The sequence below is a fragment of the Olivibacter sp. 47 genome, assembly GCF_030372825.1.
GTDB classification, from domain to species: domain Bacteria; phylum Bacteroidota; class Bacteroidia; order Sphingobacteriales; family Sphingobacteriaceae; genus Olivibacter; species Olivibacter oleidegradans.
Genome location: NZ_JAUCNR010000001.1, coordinates 6,040,795 through 6,056,638, shown reverse-complemented (window position 1 = coordinate 6,056,638; position 15,844 = coordinate 6,040,795). Strand labels below are relative to the sequence as shown.

Annotated in this window: 18 protein-coding genes and 1 pseudogene; 6 read left to right on the top strand and 13 right to left on the bottom strand. The window is 43.5% G+C overall.

Going from position 1 to position 15,844, the window contains the following annotated elements:
* Window positions 1-3 precede the first annotated feature (3 nt).
* Window positions 4-1,338 (bottom strand): TolC family protein, encoded by a 1,335-nt coding sequence (locus tag QT327_RS26255; protein WP_289554308.1) that lies wholly within the window; start codon window positions 1,336-1,338, stop codon window positions 4-6.
* A gap of 96 nt (window positions 1,339-1,434) precedes the next feature.
* A complete protein-coding gene (locus tag QT327_RS26250) occupies window positions 1,435-1,581 on the bottom strand; it encodes a hypothetical protein (RefSeq protein WP_289554307.1) in 147 nt (48 codons plus the stop codon).
* 91 nt (window positions 1,582-1,672) lie between these two features.
* Here QT327_RS26250 and QT327_RS26245 point away from each other — a divergent pair, with 91 nt between their 5' ends.
* Window positions 1,673-2,494, top strand: a complete 822-nt coding sequence (locus QT327_RS26245) for an AraC family transcriptional regulator (RefSeq protein ID WP_289554306.1) — start codon at window positions 1,673-1,675, stop codon at window positions 2,492-2,494.
* On the opposite strand, the gene QT327_RS26240 is transcribed toward QT327_RS26245, so the two are convergent.
* The 4 genes from QT327_RS26240 to QT327_RS26225 form a co-directional block, all read right to left on the bottom strand.
* Complete coding sequence (locus QT327_RS26240) at window positions 2,458-3,060, bottom strand: DoxX family membrane protein (protein ID WP_289554305.1); 603 nt, start codon at window positions 3,058-3,060, stop codon at window positions 2,458-2,460. The genes QT327_RS26245 and QT327_RS26240 overlap by 37 nt on opposite strands.
* A gap of 155 nt (window positions 3,061-3,215) precedes the next feature.
* On the bottom strand, window positions 3,216-3,716 hold the full coding sequence (locus QT327_RS26235; RefSeq protein WP_149105055.1) for a hypothetical protein: 501 nt from the start codon (window positions 3,714-3,716) through the stop codon (window positions 3,216-3,218).
* Window positions 3,717-3,837: 121 nt separating this feature from the next.
* On the bottom strand, window positions 3,838-4,722 hold the full coding sequence (locus QT327_RS26230; protein WP_149105054.1) for a DUF4350 domain-containing protein: 885 nt from the start codon (window positions 4,720-4,722) through the stop codon (window positions 3,838-3,840).
* Entirely contained in the window at window positions 4,715-5,395 is a 681-nt protein-coding gene (locus QT327_RS26225; protein WP_149105053.1) for a hypothetical protein, read from the bottom strand. The genes QT327_RS26230 and QT327_RS26225 overlap by 8 nt, the downstream gene beginning before the upstream one ends.
* A 1,047-nt stretch (window positions 5,396-6,442) precedes the next feature.
* Here QT327_RS26225 and QT327_RS26220 point away from each other — a divergent pair.
* Window positions 6,443-7,093, top strand: coding sequence for a helix-turn-helix domain-containing protein (locus QT327_RS26220; RefSeq protein WP_289554304.1), 651 nt, complete (start codon window positions 6,443-6,445; stop codon window positions 7,091-7,093).
* A 99-nt stretch (window positions 7,094-7,192) separates the two neighbouring features.
* Window positions 7,193-8,104 carry an aromatic alcohol reductase gene (locus QT327_RS26215; protein WP_289554303.1) on the top strand — a complete coding sequence of 304 codons (912 nt, stop codon included), beginning with the start codon at window positions 7,193-7,195 and terminating at the stop codon, window positions 8,102-8,104.
* A 157-nt stretch (window positions 8,105-8,261) separates the two neighbouring features.
* Here the strand turns inward: QT327_RS26215 and QT327_RS26210 are convergent, their stop codons facing one another.
* The 5 genes from QT327_RS26210 to QT327_RS26190 form a co-directional block, all read right to left on the bottom strand.
* On the bottom strand, window positions 8,262-8,750 hold the full coding sequence (locus tag QT327_RS26210; protein WP_130854927.1) for a hypothetical protein: 489 nt from the start codon (window positions 8,748-8,750) through the stop codon (window positions 8,262-8,264).
* A 206-nt stretch (window positions 8,751-8,956) separates the two neighbouring features.
* Window positions 8,957-9,808 carry a helix-turn-helix domain-containing protein gene (locus tag QT327_RS26205; protein ID WP_289554302.1) on the bottom strand — a complete coding sequence of 284 codons (852 nt, stop codon included), beginning with the start codon at window positions 9,806-9,808 and terminating at the stop codon, window positions 8,957-8,959.
* A 273-nt stretch (window positions 9,809-10,081) separates the two neighbouring features.
* The gene (locus tag QT327_RS26200; protein WP_289554301.1) at window positions 10,082-11,050 is read right to left on the bottom strand and encodes a CE1 family esterase; all 969 of its coding nucleotides are present in this window, start codon (window positions 11,048-11,050) and stop codon (window positions 10,082-10,084) included.
* Window positions 11,047-11,421 (bottom strand): hypothetical protein, encoded by a 375-nt coding sequence (locus QT327_RS26195; RefSeq protein ID WP_130854929.1) that lies wholly within the window; start codon window positions 11,419-11,421, stop codon window positions 11,047-11,049. The genes QT327_RS26200 and QT327_RS26195 overlap by 4 nt, the downstream gene beginning before the upstream one ends.
* 157 nt (window positions 11,422-11,578) lie before the next feature.
* Window positions 11,579-11,983 carry a hypothetical protein gene (locus tag QT327_RS26190; protein WP_013664177.1) on the bottom strand — a complete coding sequence of 135 codons (405 nt, stop codon included), beginning with the start codon at window positions 11,981-11,983 and terminating at the stop codon, window positions 11,579-11,581.
* Between the two features lie 95 nt (window positions 11,984-12,078).
* Here QT327_RS26190 and QT327_RS26185 point away from each other — a divergent pair, with 95 nt between their 5' ends.
* The 3 genes and pseudogenes from QT327_RS26185 (at window position 12,079) to QT327_RS28420 (ending at window position 13,843) form a co-directional block, all read left to right on the top strand.
* The gene (locus QT327_RS26185; RefSeq protein WP_013664176.1) at window positions 12,079-13,080 is read left to right on the top strand and encodes a sensor histidine kinase; all 1,002 of its coding nucleotides are present in this window, start codon (window positions 12,079-12,081) and stop codon (window positions 13,078-13,080) included.
* Window positions 13,077-13,340: pseudogene (locus tag QT327_RS26180) on the top strand (LytR/AlgR family response regulator transcription factor); the annotation flags it as partial. The gene QT327_RS26185 and the pseudogene QT327_RS26180, both read left to right, overlap by 4 nt.
* A 212-nt stretch (window positions 13,341-13,552) precedes the next feature.
* Window positions 13,553-13,843 carry a LytTR family transcriptional regulator DNA-binding domain-containing protein gene (locus QT327_RS28420; RefSeq protein WP_354004836.1) on the top strand — a complete coding sequence of 97 codons (291 nt, stop codon included), beginning with the start codon at window positions 13,553-13,555 and terminating at the stop codon, window positions 13,841-13,843.
* Window positions 13,844-14,098: 255 nt separating this feature from the next.
* Here QT327_RS28420 and QT327_RS26170 read toward each other — a convergent pair whose 3' ends face one another.
* Window positions 14,099-14,962 (bottom strand): SDR family oxidoreductase, encoded by an 864-nt coding sequence (locus QT327_RS26170; RefSeq protein ID WP_289554300.1) that lies wholly within the window; start codon window positions 14,960-14,962, stop codon window positions 14,099-14,101.
* 77 nt (window positions 14,963-15,039) lie between these two features.
* Window positions 15,040-15,609, bottom strand: a complete 570-nt coding sequence (locus QT327_RS26165) for a Crp/Fnr family transcriptional regulator (protein ID WP_130854933.1) — start codon at window positions 15,607-15,609, stop codon at window positions 15,040-15,042.
* Between the last annotated feature and the right edge of the window lie 235 nt (window positions 15,610-15,844).

The following is a 15,844-nucleotide window of genomic DNA, read 5'->3' as shown; positions in this document are numbered from 1 at the left end:
ATATTAAAGAATCCCTACGATTGCCTGTAGTCGGATGCGGCTAAGTTTTACGTTTGTTTGTGCGGTTGTTAAACTAAATTTTGCTTCCAGTAAGGTGTTTTCAGCCTCTAAAAGATCGGTCAGGAGTGATTCTTGATGGAGATAACTGTTCCGTATGACCCGAACCGTTTCGGTTGTTTCGATGATGTTTTTCGCTGCGGTTTCTACGCTCTCCAAAGCCTGTTGCCGTTGCAGATAAGCTTCTTTTACTTGAAGGGAAATTTCATCTTTTTTAATCTTGGCTTTTTCTTTTGCCTGATTATTTACAATCCCGGCACGAGCAACGGAATGTTTGCTTTTATATAAATTATCGATGGAAAATTGCACTTTGATCCCTGTTTGGCCAAATCCCCATAGATCATTCGAGTAAGGGTAAAAAGAAATCTGCGGATAGGTATAATTGTAATAAGAATACAAGGAAACTTTTGGCAAGAGGGTAGCTTTTACCTGTTTGATATTTAACTCGCTCTGGTTGATGTCGCTTTTGACAATTCGGTAGTCCGGCGATTGGTTGAGTGCAATGTCAATATAAGCCCCGAAACCGAAATCTGTGATGCTATCCATTTCAGCATTGTTTTGATAGGAGATTTGCAATTCCTCTTCGTTATCACGTCCCATAAAAATGTTCAGACGTTGTTTTGCGATATCGATCTTCTTTTCAATATCCGATAGATTTAATTCAAGTTGCGACAATTTTACCGAGGTTCTCAGCACATCACTCTTTAGCACAATGCCGTTTTTGTGCAAGCTTTCGATCAGTGATAATTGTTTTTGCTCCGCAATAATTTCAGCAGCCATAAAATCCCGAAAGTGTAACAATTTATACAGATCGAAATAGGCCACGGCAACATTGTATTTTACGTTGTACTTTTGCAAGTCAACTTCATATTGCCGACGCGCCTCTTCTTCTTGCTTTATCTTGATATTTCTTCTGTCTTTACCACCATTAAAGATGTTAACGTTCAAATTATAACCCACTCCGTAGCCATAGCCTTTTACAGGCACATCCCTCGGGGAGGAGAAAAATCCACCATCATAAATAAGGAATTTGGAATTGAGTTTTACATCTCCCCCTACCGAAAGCTCCGGTAGCAGGTGGTCTTTGGCCTCAAGTTCTTCCAATTTGCTTTGCTGAAGATTTAAGGCTGATAGTTTAAGTTGTCGGTTATTTGTTTCAGAAAGCTTCCATATTTCTTCCAAACTCATTACTTGAGTAGTTACTGCATCTTGGGCACGGAGCGATGATGCCGACAGCCCTAGTACGACTCCCAGTATCGCGATCGACCTATATGTTTTCATGAATTTTATTTTTGTAACTGTTTTTATGTTCTCTTTTCTTTACGAGCCAATGCTTTACCATTTTTCTTATTTCATCATAGATAATGGTTAAATCGATCATAGGCACAAAGGATAAGAATAAGCCAGCCAGTAGCGATAAAGCGCGTCCATTTCTTCTGCCGAATGAGATTCTATATTATCAGCGATTTTATCTTGTGCCGCAAGCTCAATGTTTTGATCAGGACTTTTGATTTTCTGTTTCATAATGATGCTGCTTTATTTACTAGGCAAAACTATTCATGCCGGCAAAGTATCGTTTTATATAATTAGCCTAATATTTGTTATATTTGGCCATATGGAGGTTCTGAACCAACTGATAAATGCTGTTGACCAAAATCCTGAGTCTATTCTGGTGATGCGACAGCAAACCGAGCAGCGTTTGCCTTCACATCAACATGATAAGGCTCAGTTGTTATTGGTTTATGGGGGAATTGCTTACTTGCAAACAAACGAAAGGGACTTCTATATTCCGTCCAATCATTACATCTGGATACCGAAAAATTATCCCCACAACCTGATGTTTAATACACAGGATCTATATATTATCAATATCTATTTTCCTGATGGAAGATCCAGTGGTTTTTACGATGAGTTGGGCATCTATCCGGTGAGTAAGCTACTATCAGAAATGCTTGCTTTCAGCGAAACATGGCAGGGCGATTATTATCAAGGTTCTTGGGAGTTTGAATTTATGACAACATTAAAGAAGCTGCTGTCCAAAGAGAATCTTAAAAAATTTTCGATTCAGCTTCCCACTACTGACGATCAGCGGCTCAATGCAATTATTGATAATTTGAGAAATCGGTTAAATGAAAACCTTAGTTTAGAAGAGACGGCAAAGCTATCGGGGATGAGCGTGAGAAGTTTGACAAGATTATTTCAGACAAAACTCCGCACTACCTTTGTTCAGCATGTGAAAATGTTGCGGATTATTCGAGCTATGGAATTGATCAAAGACTCCGACCTGAATATGACGGAGATTGCTTATGAAGTTGGGTATTCAAATATAGCCGCATTCAGCAATAATTTTCGGCAATTGACCAATATGAGGCCTACCCAATTTAAAGTGCAACGTATATTTCAAAAGAGTGCTTTAATACCATTCCAAAAAGATTGAGGATGAGTTACAGCAAAGTATATTATTTTCAATACTCCTGGCGCAAGTTCCAAGGCTGGAATAAATAAAATAACAAGTAAATAAGAAATCGCTTTTTGATTCTCAGAACGCATGGGTTTTATGTTTGATACAGTTTTCCAGACCGGCGTTAGTTGATTTTTATAATAAAACAATAAAAGGCCGATATAACACAAATAGCCAGTTAATCTGAAGGCAAATGCAAGTTTGAGACCGTAAGGCATAATCGTCAGATCAATAATCAAAATGTTCAGAACAATAGGGGCGAGCATCAGTGCCCCTATGATCATCGTTCTGTTATACAATAACATCAGAGAGGCAATAATTTGAGAGACGCCTATAAATATTTTGAAAGGCTGATGATCAAACAAGTACCAGGCAATTTTAAACAGGCTCAGATCCTTGATAGGTGTAGCCAGTTCTTTTTCGGTCAAATTACCAAACTGTCCGCCAGACAATTTTCCCGTTCCGTATGAAATAAAAATAAGCGCAAGTAAAATACGGATCGATAAGATAATGAGATCCGATATTCGTCTTTTTTGAACCATAAGTATTAGGGTTATAAGTCATTTTGGAGTATTTCCTTAAAGATGCAATTTTTAGTCAAATTTCATAATTGGAGTACTAAATTTCTTGTTTTATGATGTTCGAGGCCTACTTCTTTTATTTAAATAAATTTAAGGATTAACACTTCAAAAATTCACTATTCAGCTTTCCAAAAGATGTCCTGCCATTTTTGGATAGACATCTTTTTAAGTTCATTATCCGGAAATTCAGCTTCTATCATAGCGAACCAGTCATTGCTTTCCTGCATCAGCATCAGTATCGTGGTATTCTTGCCAGCGAACTGATAAAGCCGACGATTTTTACCTCCCTTTTCTTCCTGTTTGATGAGCATCAATCGGCTATCCGGATTATAATTCTTAAGGTTTTTCTCAATGCCATCAGCTACGCCGTTCATGTTCATTAATTTACTACTCGTTTGGGTAATGATGATTTCGAAGGGATTAGACTTGTCTTTGGTGTCTATGGCATCGTAATAAGTGGTTAAAAAGCCCTCTTCATCTTCTTTCCTGATATGGAACTGATATACGTCTGAAAGGGTGGTGTCTAATCGGAGAGATTGGGTATAAGCACTAGAAAGATTGATAAACATTAGCGAAAGCAAGATGATAAATTTATAAAAGGACATTTCAGTTCCCATAGTTATTTTCAATAATCTCCATTGCTATTCTCCCGGATTTTGAAGAATGATGGCGCTTGAAGTACAAAAATAGTTTCATCAGCACAAAGATCATATAGCAGATTTCAGGGATATCGCCTCTTTATGGTGTATCCAGCCAATGAAGGATGTTTAAAAGAAACCGAGCGTTCTGCATTGCATCAGGGTGATTCATACCTCGTTTTTCACTTTTGATCCCTCTTAAGATTGCGTAAAACGGACCGGCATCGGCAATTAGACATACCCGCCCACGCCCACATTGTAGAATAGCACTGTTTACTAAACCTTTACCTGATATTTTGGACCCATCAGACGCAAGCGATACTTCGTAGTCTTCGCCCAACGACGAAACAATAATGGCGTCCGGTGGCGGAACAAATCCCGTTCCTACCCAAAAGCGGATGCTGTCTATTGCAAAACCGGCTGCATCGGTGACCGGATTGCCCGTGAGATTGCCTCTGTTACGAGAGAAGATTTCAGGCTGGCCATCCTTACGCTGTGCAAAACCATTGATGAGGGCAAAGCCAAAGCGGGCAGCCAGCTTACCGGCGGACCCGGCAGCAGGCATCTGGTCGGTGATAAGGAAAAGCGAGCCGCCGCGCTGCACCCAATCGTATAAAGTTTCCACTTCTTCGTCGGTATAAGCGCTACCTGTCTGGGCACCCCAATTGTCCAGGTCGTGCAATGCATTGACAGTCACAAACACACGGGCATCCGTCAAGGTTTCTGCAGTAATGGCTTGTCGGTTGGTCTCCAATTGGTAACCATCCGCTTCCAGTACCTTGGCAAATGCAGCATACTGCCCCTTCAGCGTGAAAGGGTTATTGTGCCCCTCATCATAGCGAACAAGGGGGCCTTTCCCATTTTTATATCGAGCGTGCTCCGTTTCAAACCGAAAATTCGGGTCAGCAACACTTTGGGCAAACAGGTAGGTAACTGGCATGAGCAGCCAAATCAAGAGCATCGATTTAAACATCCGCTTATTCATGATCTATCCTTTCCCAACGATCTGATTCAAAACAGATAAGTTCTTTAACAGTACCATTTGCGAGGATGAATGTCAGTGGAAAGGACAGCTCCTCATTAAGGAAATCCGTAGGGGAGAAAGCTTCAAACACGATGGTTTTGTTATCCCATAGTTGCTCTACAGCAAGTTTATTGCCCTGCCTTGTTACATTGATTTCCATATTGTTGTCAGTCTGAAGTCGATATCGCCCCAAGAGCGGCGTAAGTTGGTCCGCGGTAAGCGAAACATATTGCGTAGGGTTGAAGAAAACTTTTTCCAGCATTACCCGGTTAAGAATCTTGGCCTTATCAATTTTTCCGTCAGTGCCTCCGATAAATGCAACTTGGTACGCTTCATCACGCGACTGGAAGGTGAGTGATCCCGTACGCTGTAAGGGATAAGTCCGTCCATCCCATGCCTGCTGCGCTATAAATTGGCCGTCCTGATCAAAAAACCGGATATACGCAACTCGGTTTGGAAAGCGGAAATAACCGGATAAGTCATCTAAGGATACGCTATCGGTTTGAAGTGGCCTTATTTCATGGAATACACTTCCTTTTTGCGGATTCACGGTGTAGCTGCTAAGCATAACTAGTCCCGCGGCTACAAGTGTGCAGGCCTTTAGCGATCGATACTTTACTGTTTTTACATTCATATCATTTTTTTGTTTTAATGATGCAATAATCAGTATAAGATTGGTAAAGGTCGTTCGGCTGGATACAGATGAACAAATTCACGGTGATAACTAGCATAAGTTTGCCTCTAAAACAGACTGCGGCTTGCCGTATTGTAAGCTTCTGCCTAGTTGACATGTTTCAATATATCTGATTCATCACTACCTCTTTAGGGATGATTAAGCTTTCATTTGATGGTTTGGTCTTGGATGTAGGTTTTCTGTTATCTTATTGCATGTTGATCATTTTAAGATTTTGAATTGCAGAAGGAATAATTTAGTTTAGCTTGAAAAAAAACACATTTACTATTTTTTCTATTTGGTTTACCGTTAGGCGTTTTGGCCCAAGTTGACACAATTAGATTACATAATGGAAAAACTATTGAAGGTAAGGCCTTGAAAAATTCAGACGACCAGATTACATTCACGTATGAAAATGAGACAGCTGATTAAGTTATCGAAAAATACGCCGTTGTAAGTATCACATATGGTCAGAGTGGTAGGAATGAGGATATTAGCAGTGCTATTCAAGTGAATGGCAAAGGAGACCGGGAAAAGGATACTAATTATACAGGCCTTGGTGGTAAAGGTTTTGGAAATATTCAGGCCGTTAAGAAAGGCGTTTCATAGAGCTATCAATAAGGCCTTATTCCAATTTTTCTTTAAGCCATTTGTCTATATTATTAGGAACATTGGCTCTCATAGCTATTTCGTTACAGTTATCACCGGAGAAGTACGAAGCAATTGAGTTATTGTGCACCTACCGGTTATTTCTTATATTTAAACGATGCATAGAGAGATTGAAATTTTTTATGATCAATATGTTCATAGATCTTATCCCGATGAGCAATTCTTTTTAGGGCATTTCGATGTTCTTCATTGGGAAGATCTTAAAAAGATTTATCTGCCTGCGAACGATTGCAGCGCAAGCCGTTTTATAAGATTGCCCTGCTCAATGGTACGGCCAAATACCATTCTAATAATGTAGAAGTTCCTATCTCTGGTTATACAATCGTTTTTACGGAGCCTATGACACGATCTAGCTTTTCGACCGATGATGAAAACTTCGTTGGTGACTATTGTGTGTGCAGCGGAAGCTTTCTCAGGGGAACAGCCAAGCTGAACCTCTCTAATTGGCCTGTCTTTAAAGATCGAGAGATTTACACCCAACCATTAAGCAAAGAGCAATACCTGTTTTTGTCCCAAATAATGTTGGAGATAGAACAGGAGAAAGATTCAGATTATTTCTTTAAAGAACAACTGATCCGCAACCGTGTGTTTGATATCATCCATTACATACAGAAATCAATTAAAAGCAATAATTTTCCTTCTCTTTATATGGAGGATACGCTTGACGAACGCTTCCTCAAACTGGTCGAAAACACCTTTTTAGACATCAGCCTGCAAAAGCCATTAATGGGTAAGACACCAGCCTATTTTGCTGGTTTGCTCAACACAACTGTCGATCACCTGAATCAAACGCTTAAAAAGATAACGGGGAAAACAACTCGTGACATCCTTCATGAACGTATTATTGAAGAAGCCAATATACTTTTAAAGCATACAAACTACTCTGTAAAAGAGATTGCTTGGTGTTTAAATTTTCAGGAAACACCCCATTTTGTGAACTTTTATAAGAAACTTACCAAAACGACTCCACTTGTTTATCGAACGACCTAGGATTTTTGCAGTTATTAACAGTTTTCTTGCACCTTAATACCTTTTTTATCGGGATAACTTTGCGTCAGAAATAATTCTCAATACGTAAATAGATCAAAGATGAAAAATTCATTCTTAGTAATCGGAACGGGCGAAGTTGGCCTATCCATGTTGCAGGCCTTACATGATTATCAAGATGTATACCAACTGGATCTGACCGTTGCCGCATTGGTACGGCCCTCTGGAGCGGTCATTCAAGATTTCAAACAACATACACAATTCCGAAATGTAAAATTGGAGGCCGTAGACCTCCTTACGAGTGAGGTGACGGAATTGGCAGAGGTTTTTGGTCGTTATGATACCATAATCTGCTGCAGTGGTTTTTCAATCGGAAAAGGTATGCAGATAAAAATTACCGAAGCTGTGCTACAAGCCGGTGTCAGGCGTTACGTGCCCTGGCAATTTGGAGCGGATTATGATCAGATCGGGAGAGGAAGCGCACAGCCGGTTTTTGACGAGCAGCTTGACGTCAGGGACCTTCTGCGAGCCCAAGACCGAACACAATGGGTAATTGTATCTACCGGCATGATCACTAGTTTCTTGTTTCGCGAAGATTTCGGGGTCATCAGCCTTGAAAACAAGGTCGTCCACGCACTGGGAGATTGGAACCATTCATTGACCCTAACCTGTTGCGAGGATATTGGAAAACTAACCATTGAGGTACTATTTCATCAACCGGAAATTGTAAATGAAGTTGTATTTGTTTCGGGTGAAACGGCAACCTTTACACAAATTGCCGAAGAGGTAGAAGCCGTCTTCAATACCACTTTTGAGCGTATTCTTTGGAGCAAGGCGCACCTGTCCTCAGCTTTAGAACAAAGACCAGATGATGTTTTTAATAAATATCGTATGGTATTCACGCATCCTGGAGTAACCTGGCCGATGGAAAAGACATTTAATTATCAATGGAGGATACCCACAATTGGTATCCGAGAATGGGCGAAGACAAATATACTTACTTTGCAAAGTTAACTCAAACTTGTATGAGTCGATCAAGCGAAGACCGATGAAATTCCCCTTCGCTTGATGTTTCTCAATTTTCGGTCGACAAGAATAGACTATAAATTCATCTAATCGTGCTACTAAATAAAGCACTTGTTTTAAACTTTTGTCAATAAAAAATTCAAGCTTACACCACTTTATTTATGCTCTTTTGCTTCCTGAATTGCAAAACAGAACCGATCACAAACAGCACAAAAAGGATGAGCAGGGTTTTTCCGATTAATGGGTCTTGCGGTCCATTGGCCAACGGATGACCTATCGGGATACGGTTAAAAGTTTCATTAACCGTTGGAATCAGGGACAGGAAAAAGCTGAACGTAAGAAAAAAATTCTCAATAAAACGCGATCGATTGTTTCCCGATCTTTTTGCGTAAAGATAGTACGCCACCGAAATCAATATAACAATTAACAGTGCAAGAATATGCCCCGGATTGACGCCTTTAACACTGGATAGCCCTAGAGCTGTTAACGATGTAACTAAGGTGAAATAAAAATAGATCTTGCCACTCAATTGGCTGAGATCTATCTTACCTCTTCTTATTAAAGATACAATGGCGGCAATAATAGCTGCTACACCTATAACCGTATGAAAAATACCTAAATGTGATAGTCCCATGAGTTTAATTTTAAAATTTAACAATTATTAATAGTGCAAAATTAAACCGTCCGAAACCGGATGAATTTGTAGATTAGGCCAATTATTTGACAATTTGGTTCAAAAATCGAGGTAAGCTTCGTTTGCCATGCATTTTGCGCAAAGGCATTGATAGAAAACCGCATAATAAAAATGCTGAAATGGGATGTTAAGACCTATACCTTTTCTCAGCCTTCTTTTATTTTTAGGCGGAAATTTGAGGGGGAAACGTTATATCTGTCGTGAAAACTTTTCGTGAAGTTTGCCAAGTCATTGAATCCACAAGCGAACGCAATGTCTGTAATCCGTTCATTAGAAACTAAAAGCAACTCGGCGGCTCTTTCCAATCGTTTCGTTCGGATATAATTGGCAGGCGAATCGTCGTATAATTTTTTAAATTCCCTTTTAAACGAAGAAACGCTCAAATTGGCTTTTTGCGCCAGATCCTCTACACCGACTTGTTCAAATAGATGGGCTTCTATAATCTGCTTGAAGGTATAGGTTGCCGGCGAGAAAAGTTGCGATAGGATGACTTGTATCGTTTCCGCATCTTGCGTTTGCGATAATAAAAGTATGATTTCCTTTAGCTTCAAAACCAAAATTTCATCATTGACCAACGATGGATTTTCAAAATAAAAGAGCAATCCTTCAATATATTTATGAATCAAAAAGTCGTTGTTGATTGCCTTTCTGGACTGATTAGTTACCCGATTAGCTGGCTTAAAGATTAGTGGGATTTCTTTATCGTAAACTTTTTTCAGTATATCCGGATGGAAAGTGACAATAACGATCTCACCTTCGCTATCCGAACCGGTATCATGTATCTGTTTGCCCGAGTTGATGCAGTTAAGCAACAAGGAGTGATGGGTAGGTATCTTCAACTGATCGCCTGCTGATTGGTATTCCATCTCACCTTTCAGCATATATAAGAAGCAAGCCTGCTCGGCCACGGGGAAGGCAAACTCAAAAGGTGGCTTTAAGTCCACTTTTTGGATAAATGTCTTCCCGAATAAGTCGAATTTTTTGTAATCAGTAACCACTCTTAGATAATTCTTTAAATATCAGGTAACTTAACTAATATGACTTCGATAGCCTATGAGATTAAACAAAGCATGCCCATTCAACACCAAATCAAAGATAGATAAAAATGTTGAACGGGACATTGCTTGCTAGTATGTAAAAACCTATTGGTTTTACCCGATTACTATGAAACCAGTAGTGCTTCTGAAGTTATAGGTACTATCAAAACTTTTGAAATTAAGCAGTTTTGTTCCGCTTCTGGTATCCCGTGCGATTCAGACCAAAATCGCACATTATGGGATGCGTAAGCGCTCAAAAAAATTCCATAGCAAATCGTTTGCATCTATCGCAGCGGATGGCGGTGCAGCACCGGGCCGTACCTGCTCGCCTCCCGGCCATGAGTGGCCGCCGTCCGCGGTGACATAGTGCATGATAAGCGGCGAGCCGGTTTCATCCACCCACTGCATCTGTGTGTATCGGTCGTTATCAACAACCACCTGGGCGTTCGGCAGGCAACCGTTCCGTTTCGCCCATACGTTCAGTACCGAATCAACCGGTGCGAAATGGTACCCCAGCGAGTTTGTGCCGCCTTCATAGGGGACAATCTCATCCAGCACGGAGTGCAGGTGGATGATAGGCAGCGGACGCGATTGTTCGGCCGGAGGGTCGAACACCATCGTGCAGCTCACGGGCGCTATGGCGGCAATCTTTTCAGGAATCTCCGCAGCCAGCCGGTAGGCGAGCATTCCGCCGTTGGACATGCCGGTCACATAGATGCGTTTGGCATCGATGCGGTATGTCTCGATCAATCTGTCGATGAGCTCGCTGATGAACTCCACGTCGTCCACATGCTCGCGCATCGCAAAATCGCAGCACGATCCGGCATTCCACGTACGTATGCCGAGACGGCCATCGCTCCTGAGGCCGTTGGGATAAACGGCTACGAATCCCGCTTCGTCGGCTTTCTCAGAGAGATGGTAGTGACGGTCAAACTGTACTGCACTGCCTCCCGTGCCATGCAGCCCGATGACCAGTGGAAACAGGGTATCGCCTTCTTCATATTGGGGCGGCAGGTGCACATTGAACGTGCGTGCACGGCCGCCCACTGTCAGGGTATCCCAGTCGACAAGGCGCTCCCAATCCATCCAATCTCTCCATGGGTAACGGGGAGCTGGATCGGGCGCTTCGTCAGCACATCCACCAAACAAAAAAAATGGCAGCACTATCAGTAGCGCTAAACGGATATATCTCTTCGCGTTCATGATTTTTTGCGACTTTTTAATTCACTCCTCATCTCTTTCTGCATCGCCTTGTAGCGTTTGTACTGATTCCCGTCGAGCACCTGCTTCATTTGCTCATCGCGCGTTTCGCTAAGCGTTCGATACATTTTGAACTTCGACAATTTGGAACCGTTCGATGCCTTGAGCCCGGCCAGTCCTTCGAAGTATGTGGCATTGATTGATTTCACTTGCTCCTGCTGTTGGTCCGATAGATTCAATTCGGCCCGGTATTGCTCCATCTTCGCCAACAGTTCTTCCTTCTGCTCATTGGTGAGCTTCGATTGTGCGAATGCACCGGTGGTAAGGCCACTGACGACCAATATTAACACCCATTTTAAGACGTTCTTTTTCATATGATATTACTATTTATTGATGCAAAGCTCGAAGGAATCGAAACATGTTTAATATAAAATGATGATGAAACGGACAGATTGCCCGATGAGAGGGAACTGTATCCGTAGCAAATCACCGGCCGCTTCTATCCTGTAAGATGACTCTTGCATGCTATGATTAAGGTTTGTAAATGACAGTCTTCCTTCGGACGACCGTTGTTGACGACAGCGGCTGAACAGGGAAGGGAGCTACTATTACCGGCTTTGGCGTTATAATCACCGGAGCCGGCGCTACCACTACCGGCCTTGGGGTTACGATCACACGGGGCAACGGCCTTACCACGGTCATTCTTGCCGGCGGAAGCGGAGCTACAACCACCCGGCGCACCGGCCGTCTTACTACAACAACCTGTGCATTTACTTCGGAGACGATGGTACCCAGTACCAGTGTCAAGGGGATAATTAGTTTCTTCATGATATTCATATTTCTGTTATGGTTGTTTCGACATTGCGGACCTGAGGAAGTAGACCACTTTGGTATGAAACGGCCACATATCGAGATGAACAGGTCATTACCGAACATAGGATTAGCCTCACAGCTTTCCGTTCATCGGCCTTTTTGTCCGTTTGATTATCACGGGTAAACCTTCCTGTCTGCCAAAACAGTACCTTTGTACCATGAAGCGACTATACCCCCTCACCGGGTCTATTATTTCTCTGTTTATTGCACTCCTAGGCTACGTGCTGCGCAGCTACCGGGAAGAAACAGCTTCCTCATTGCTCACTTTTGCCGGTTCTTTTGTTAACGTATTCCTGAGTTGGCTAGTGATACAAAGTGTCATACAGCTAGATAAGCCACGGTGGCACGGGTGGAAAGCCGCTATTGCCATTGCAGCATGCATGTGTATTTCGTTAGTTGTTTTTTATAGCATTCAGGATATCGGTGAAATCCGCGGACGGGTAGCAGCACTACCACGAGGCATGCGCGTCGTATATTTTTTACTCCTGATGCGGGGGATGGTATTAGGCGGGTTCCTGTATTATATCGTCTACTTGTTACGAATGGCGGAAGTGACCCAACGGTCTAGGTTAGAAAACGAACGGCTGAAAAAAGAAAACCTGCAGGCGCGGCTCAGTCTCTTGCAGGAACAGGTGAGTCCACATTTCCTGTTCAACTCGTTGGGCACACTTCAAAGTATGATCAATGAACGCGCACCGCGCCAATTTATCCAACGCCTCGCTGACGTATACCGCTACCTGCTGAATAACCGCATGGCCGATCTTGTATACCTCCGTGCAGAGCTTGATTTCGCCCGGTCCTACCTATATATCCTTCAGGAACGGTTTGAGCACGCTTTGTTCGTAGATATCGACATCACTGAGCAATTCCTCGGCATGAAACTACCGCCCATGACCTTGCAAGTGCTCATCGAAAACGCTGTCAAGCACAATGTCGCCGATGTCGAAGTACCCCTGCACCTGCAAATCAACGCCACGGATACCAACCGGCTTACCGTCAGCAACTCCCTGCAACCGAAACCTACACAGGGAGACAGCCTGGGCACCGGATTGGACAACATCCGCGAGCGCTACCGCCTGCTAGCTGGTCAAGAAATCGAGGTGTTGAAAACCGCTCACGCATTCACCGTATCCGTTCCTCTGTTAAATGACCCGCTATGAACATCCTGATCATCGAAGACGAAACTAAAACGGCCAAGGCCTTGAAAGCAATGATAGAGCGACTCGGTGACGATTTGCATGTCACAGGCATCGTCCCATCCGTAAAAGCTGCTATCCAATGGCTGGGTAATCAGTCCACACCGGAACTCATCCTTTCGGATATCCAACTTTCCGATGGATTGAGCTTCGAGATCTTCCGCACCGTCCAGCCTCCCTGTCCGGTTATTTTCTGTACCGCCTACGATCAATACGCCATACAGGCCTTCGAGGCCAATGGTATCGACTATTTGCTAAAGCCCATCGATGAAGATAAACTAGCCAGGGGCCTACGCAAATATGAGCAGATGCGGCAGTTGATGGGGGGCCGAGTGCAGACTATCCCGCCCGGATTGGAAACCCTCCTTAAACAACTGGTGCATCCTGCCTACAAGTCTAGTCTACTGGTCTTCAAAAACGAGAAAATCATTCCCATATCCACCAAAGACATCGCATTTGTCTACTCGGTTGGAGGCATTGTACATGCCTATACCCAAAGAGGCGAAACGTACCTGATCCAAGAAGTGTTGACGAGCTGGAGTCTATACTGGACCCGTCTCTGTTTTTTCGTGCCAATCGGCAATTTATCATCAACCGTGCCGCCGTCCAGATGGCCGAGCACTTCTTTAATCGAAGGCTCATCGTCAAGTTGAGTGTCGAAACTCCTGAACGGATAGTTGTAAGCAAGGTAAAAGCCTCAGATCTACTCGCTTGGCTGGCCTCGTAGTTAAATTGCAGTATCCAAGCAGACCTAGTCATTATTGACAAGGTAAAATTGCATTACAAAAAAGAGATGCATTTTGCGAAACAACCCAATTATTTGGTGATTCGGTTCAAAGCACAAAGCATTATTGTTGAGTGATCCGGTTAAGGATCTGAAGTAATTCAGTTGGTTTGGAGAATTATGAAATCAACCGATGTCCTTCAATCAGAGGGACACCGGGGGATCAGGGCGGCATAAAGCCTGAGGAGGGTAAGACGTTTAAGCTAAAAGCTCCCTAAGACCATAGGCTTCCATGGTCTTATTAAATTCGATCTGCGTGCCTTCATTGATGGCACTGATGAACTGTCCTGTGGTTGGGTCGGCCACTGTCCTTACCGGTCGTTCACCTTTCGGCATGCCGATCAGTTTAACTACGGCGTCGGCGATGTACTGCGGATCCGGCTTATGCGTCTCAAAAAGCTGGCCGATAGCTGCGAAGATCTTTCCTGGATATTCTTCAAGCGCTCTATACCCTTCGGCGACAGCGGTATCGGCACCTGTCTGCACTTTTGAACCCATTTCAGTGGGAAAGCCACCCGGTTCTAGAATGACCGCATCAACGCCTAACGGCCTGAGCTCATAATAAAGACCCTCGCACAGCCCTTCCAGACCGAACTTCGAGGCGCAGTACATGGTGAAGAACGGGAAGCTGACCCGGCCAAAACCGCTAGTCACGTTGATGATCAGACCCTCTGAACGCTCACGCATTCCGGGCAGAGCGAGCTTCATCAGTCGCCATGGACCGATAACGTTAATGTCCAGCATACGCTGTAGATCGGCAGCTGTGGAGGTTTCACCCACGCCGAACATGCTTGCACCTGCATTGTTCACCAGAACATCAACCTTTCCTTCTATGGCAATGATGCTGTCGAAAGCTTTTTTGACACTCGCTTCATCGGTTACCTCCAGGTCTACCACGGTAATGTTCTCCACCTGGGACAGGGCCTGTGCCTGTGCTGCATTTTTGCTTGCTGTATCTCTCATGGTGGCATAGACCTTATGCCCCAGAGCTGCGACACTTTGAGCGGTCAGCCAGCCGAACCCGCTGTTGGTCCCTGTGATCAGTACGACTTTTTTACTCATTTTTATTAACGCTTAGATATCGATACAAATATTGGGATCTGGCGTTCAAAACTGTTTATCATATGGTAAAAAATGAGCTAACGCAGATTTTTTCTGATCCTGCTAAGCGATTGCTGCGTGACGCCGACATAGGAAGCAACGTAGGCCAGCGGTATGCGGGTGACCAGAGCGGGAAAGCTTTCCAGGAATGACAGATAACGCTCCGTAGCGTCGTTGGAGACCATCGGACTGCGTCTCGACAGCGATTCGTTCAAGCATTTTTTGACCATTTTGGTCTCTATGTTGCTCCAGGTTATGATCGTCGCCAGCAGATAATCCCAGTCCTCCTTCGTGAACACGAGCAGTTTGCAATCGGTGACGGTCTGTATATATTCAGCCGAAATGATCTGCGCCTCGAACCTCGGAAAATCGGTAATGAACTGGCCCTCGCCGACAAAATAGTGGGTGACCTCCTGACCTTTGTTATCGTAGTAGCAGAACCGCAGGACGCCTTCCAAAATGTAGCCAATCTGCTTCGGCACTTTACCGGCTTCGGAAAAGTAGGTCTCTTTGGGAAATTCGACGAGTTTGGCTTTGCTGGTGACCATTTCCGCCTGCTGTTCATTCAGGGTATCGAATTGCTGTAAATAATCAAGGAGTTCTTTCATGTACTAAAGATCATAATAATTTCACAGGAAGTATTTACCATATGGTAAAAAAATGACGACGCTAAGGGGCTCAGGCGAGTATTACCTTGCCCGGCCAGCCGGATAATCCGTCGTTCATTCTGCAGGAACCGGGGCCTTCACTCGCAGAACCATTCAGACACCCAATAGGGATACACAAAACAGCGATCTGGTTATTCCGTTCCAAATACGACGCATTTAAATTTGCGTGGTACGG

What these genes read in the sequence shown, in the direction of transcription:
- QT327_RS26250 (WP_289554307.1), bottom strand. Translation starts at nt 1,581, where the DNA reads ATGAAACAGAAAATCAAAAGTCCTGATCAAAACATTGAGCTTGCGGCA.
- QT327_RS26255 (WP_289554308.1), bottom strand. Translation starts at nt 1,338, where the DNA reads ATGAAAACATATAGGTCGATCGCGATACTGGGAGTCGTACTAGGGCTG.
- QT327_RS26190 (WP_013664177.1), bottom strand. Translation starts at nt 11,983, where the DNA reads ATGTTCGGTAATGACCTGTTCATCTCGATATGTGGCCGTTTCATACCA.
- QT327_RS26195 (WP_130854929.1), bottom strand. Translation starts at nt 11,421, where the DNA reads ATGAAAAAGAACGTCTTAAAATGGGTGTTAATATTGGTCGTCAGTGGC.
- QT327_RS26210 (WP_130854927.1), bottom strand. Translation starts at nt 8,750, where the DNA reads ATGGGACTATCACATTTAGGTATTTTTCATACGGTTATAGGTGTAGCA.
- QT327_RS26225 (WP_149105053.1), bottom strand. Translation starts at nt 5,395, where the DNA reads ATGAATGTAAAAACAGTAAAGTATCGATCGCTAAAGGCCTGCACACTT.
- QT327_RS26220 (WP_289554304.1), top strand. Translation starts at nt 6,443, where the DNA reads ATGACACGATCTAGCTTTTCGACCGATGATGAAAACTTCGTTGGTGAC.
- QT327_RS26165 (WP_130854933.1), bottom strand. Translation starts at nt 15,609, where the DNA reads ATGAAAGAACTCCTTGATTATTTACAGCAATTCGATACCCTGAATGAA.
- QT327_RS26215 (WP_289554303.1), top strand. Translation starts at nt 7,193, where the DNA reads ATGAAAAATTCATTCTTAGTAATCGGAACGGGCGAAGTTGGCCTATCC.
- QT327_RS26235 (WP_149105055.1), bottom strand. Translation starts at nt 3,716, where the DNA reads ATGGGAACTGAAATGTCCTTTTATAAATTTATCATCTTGCTTTCGCTA.
- QT327_RS26170 (WP_289554300.1), bottom strand. Translation starts at nt 14,962, where the DNA reads ATGAGTAAAAAAGTCGTACTGATCACAGGGACCAACAGCGGGTTCGGC.
- QT327_RS26200 (WP_289554301.1), bottom strand. Translation starts at nt 11,050, where the DNA reads ATGAACGCGAAGAGATATATCCGTTTAGCGCTACTGATAGTGCTGCCA.
- QT327_RS26240 (WP_289554305.1), bottom strand. Translation starts at nt 3,060, where the DNA reads ATGGTTCAAAAAAGACGAATATCGGATCTCATTATCTTATCGATCCGT.
- QT327_RS26245 (WP_289554306.1), top strand. Translation starts at nt 1,673, where the DNA reads ATGGAGGTTCTGAACCAACTGATAAATGCTGTTGACCAAAATCCTGAG.
- QT327_RS26185 (WP_013664176.1), top strand. Translation starts at nt 12,079, where the DNA reads ATGAAGCGACTATACCCCCTCACCGGGTCTATTATTTCTCTGTTTATT.
- QT327_RS26230 (WP_149105054.1), bottom strand. Translation starts at nt 4,722, where the DNA reads ATGAATAAGCGGATGTTTAAATCGATGCTCTTGATTTGGCTGCTCATG.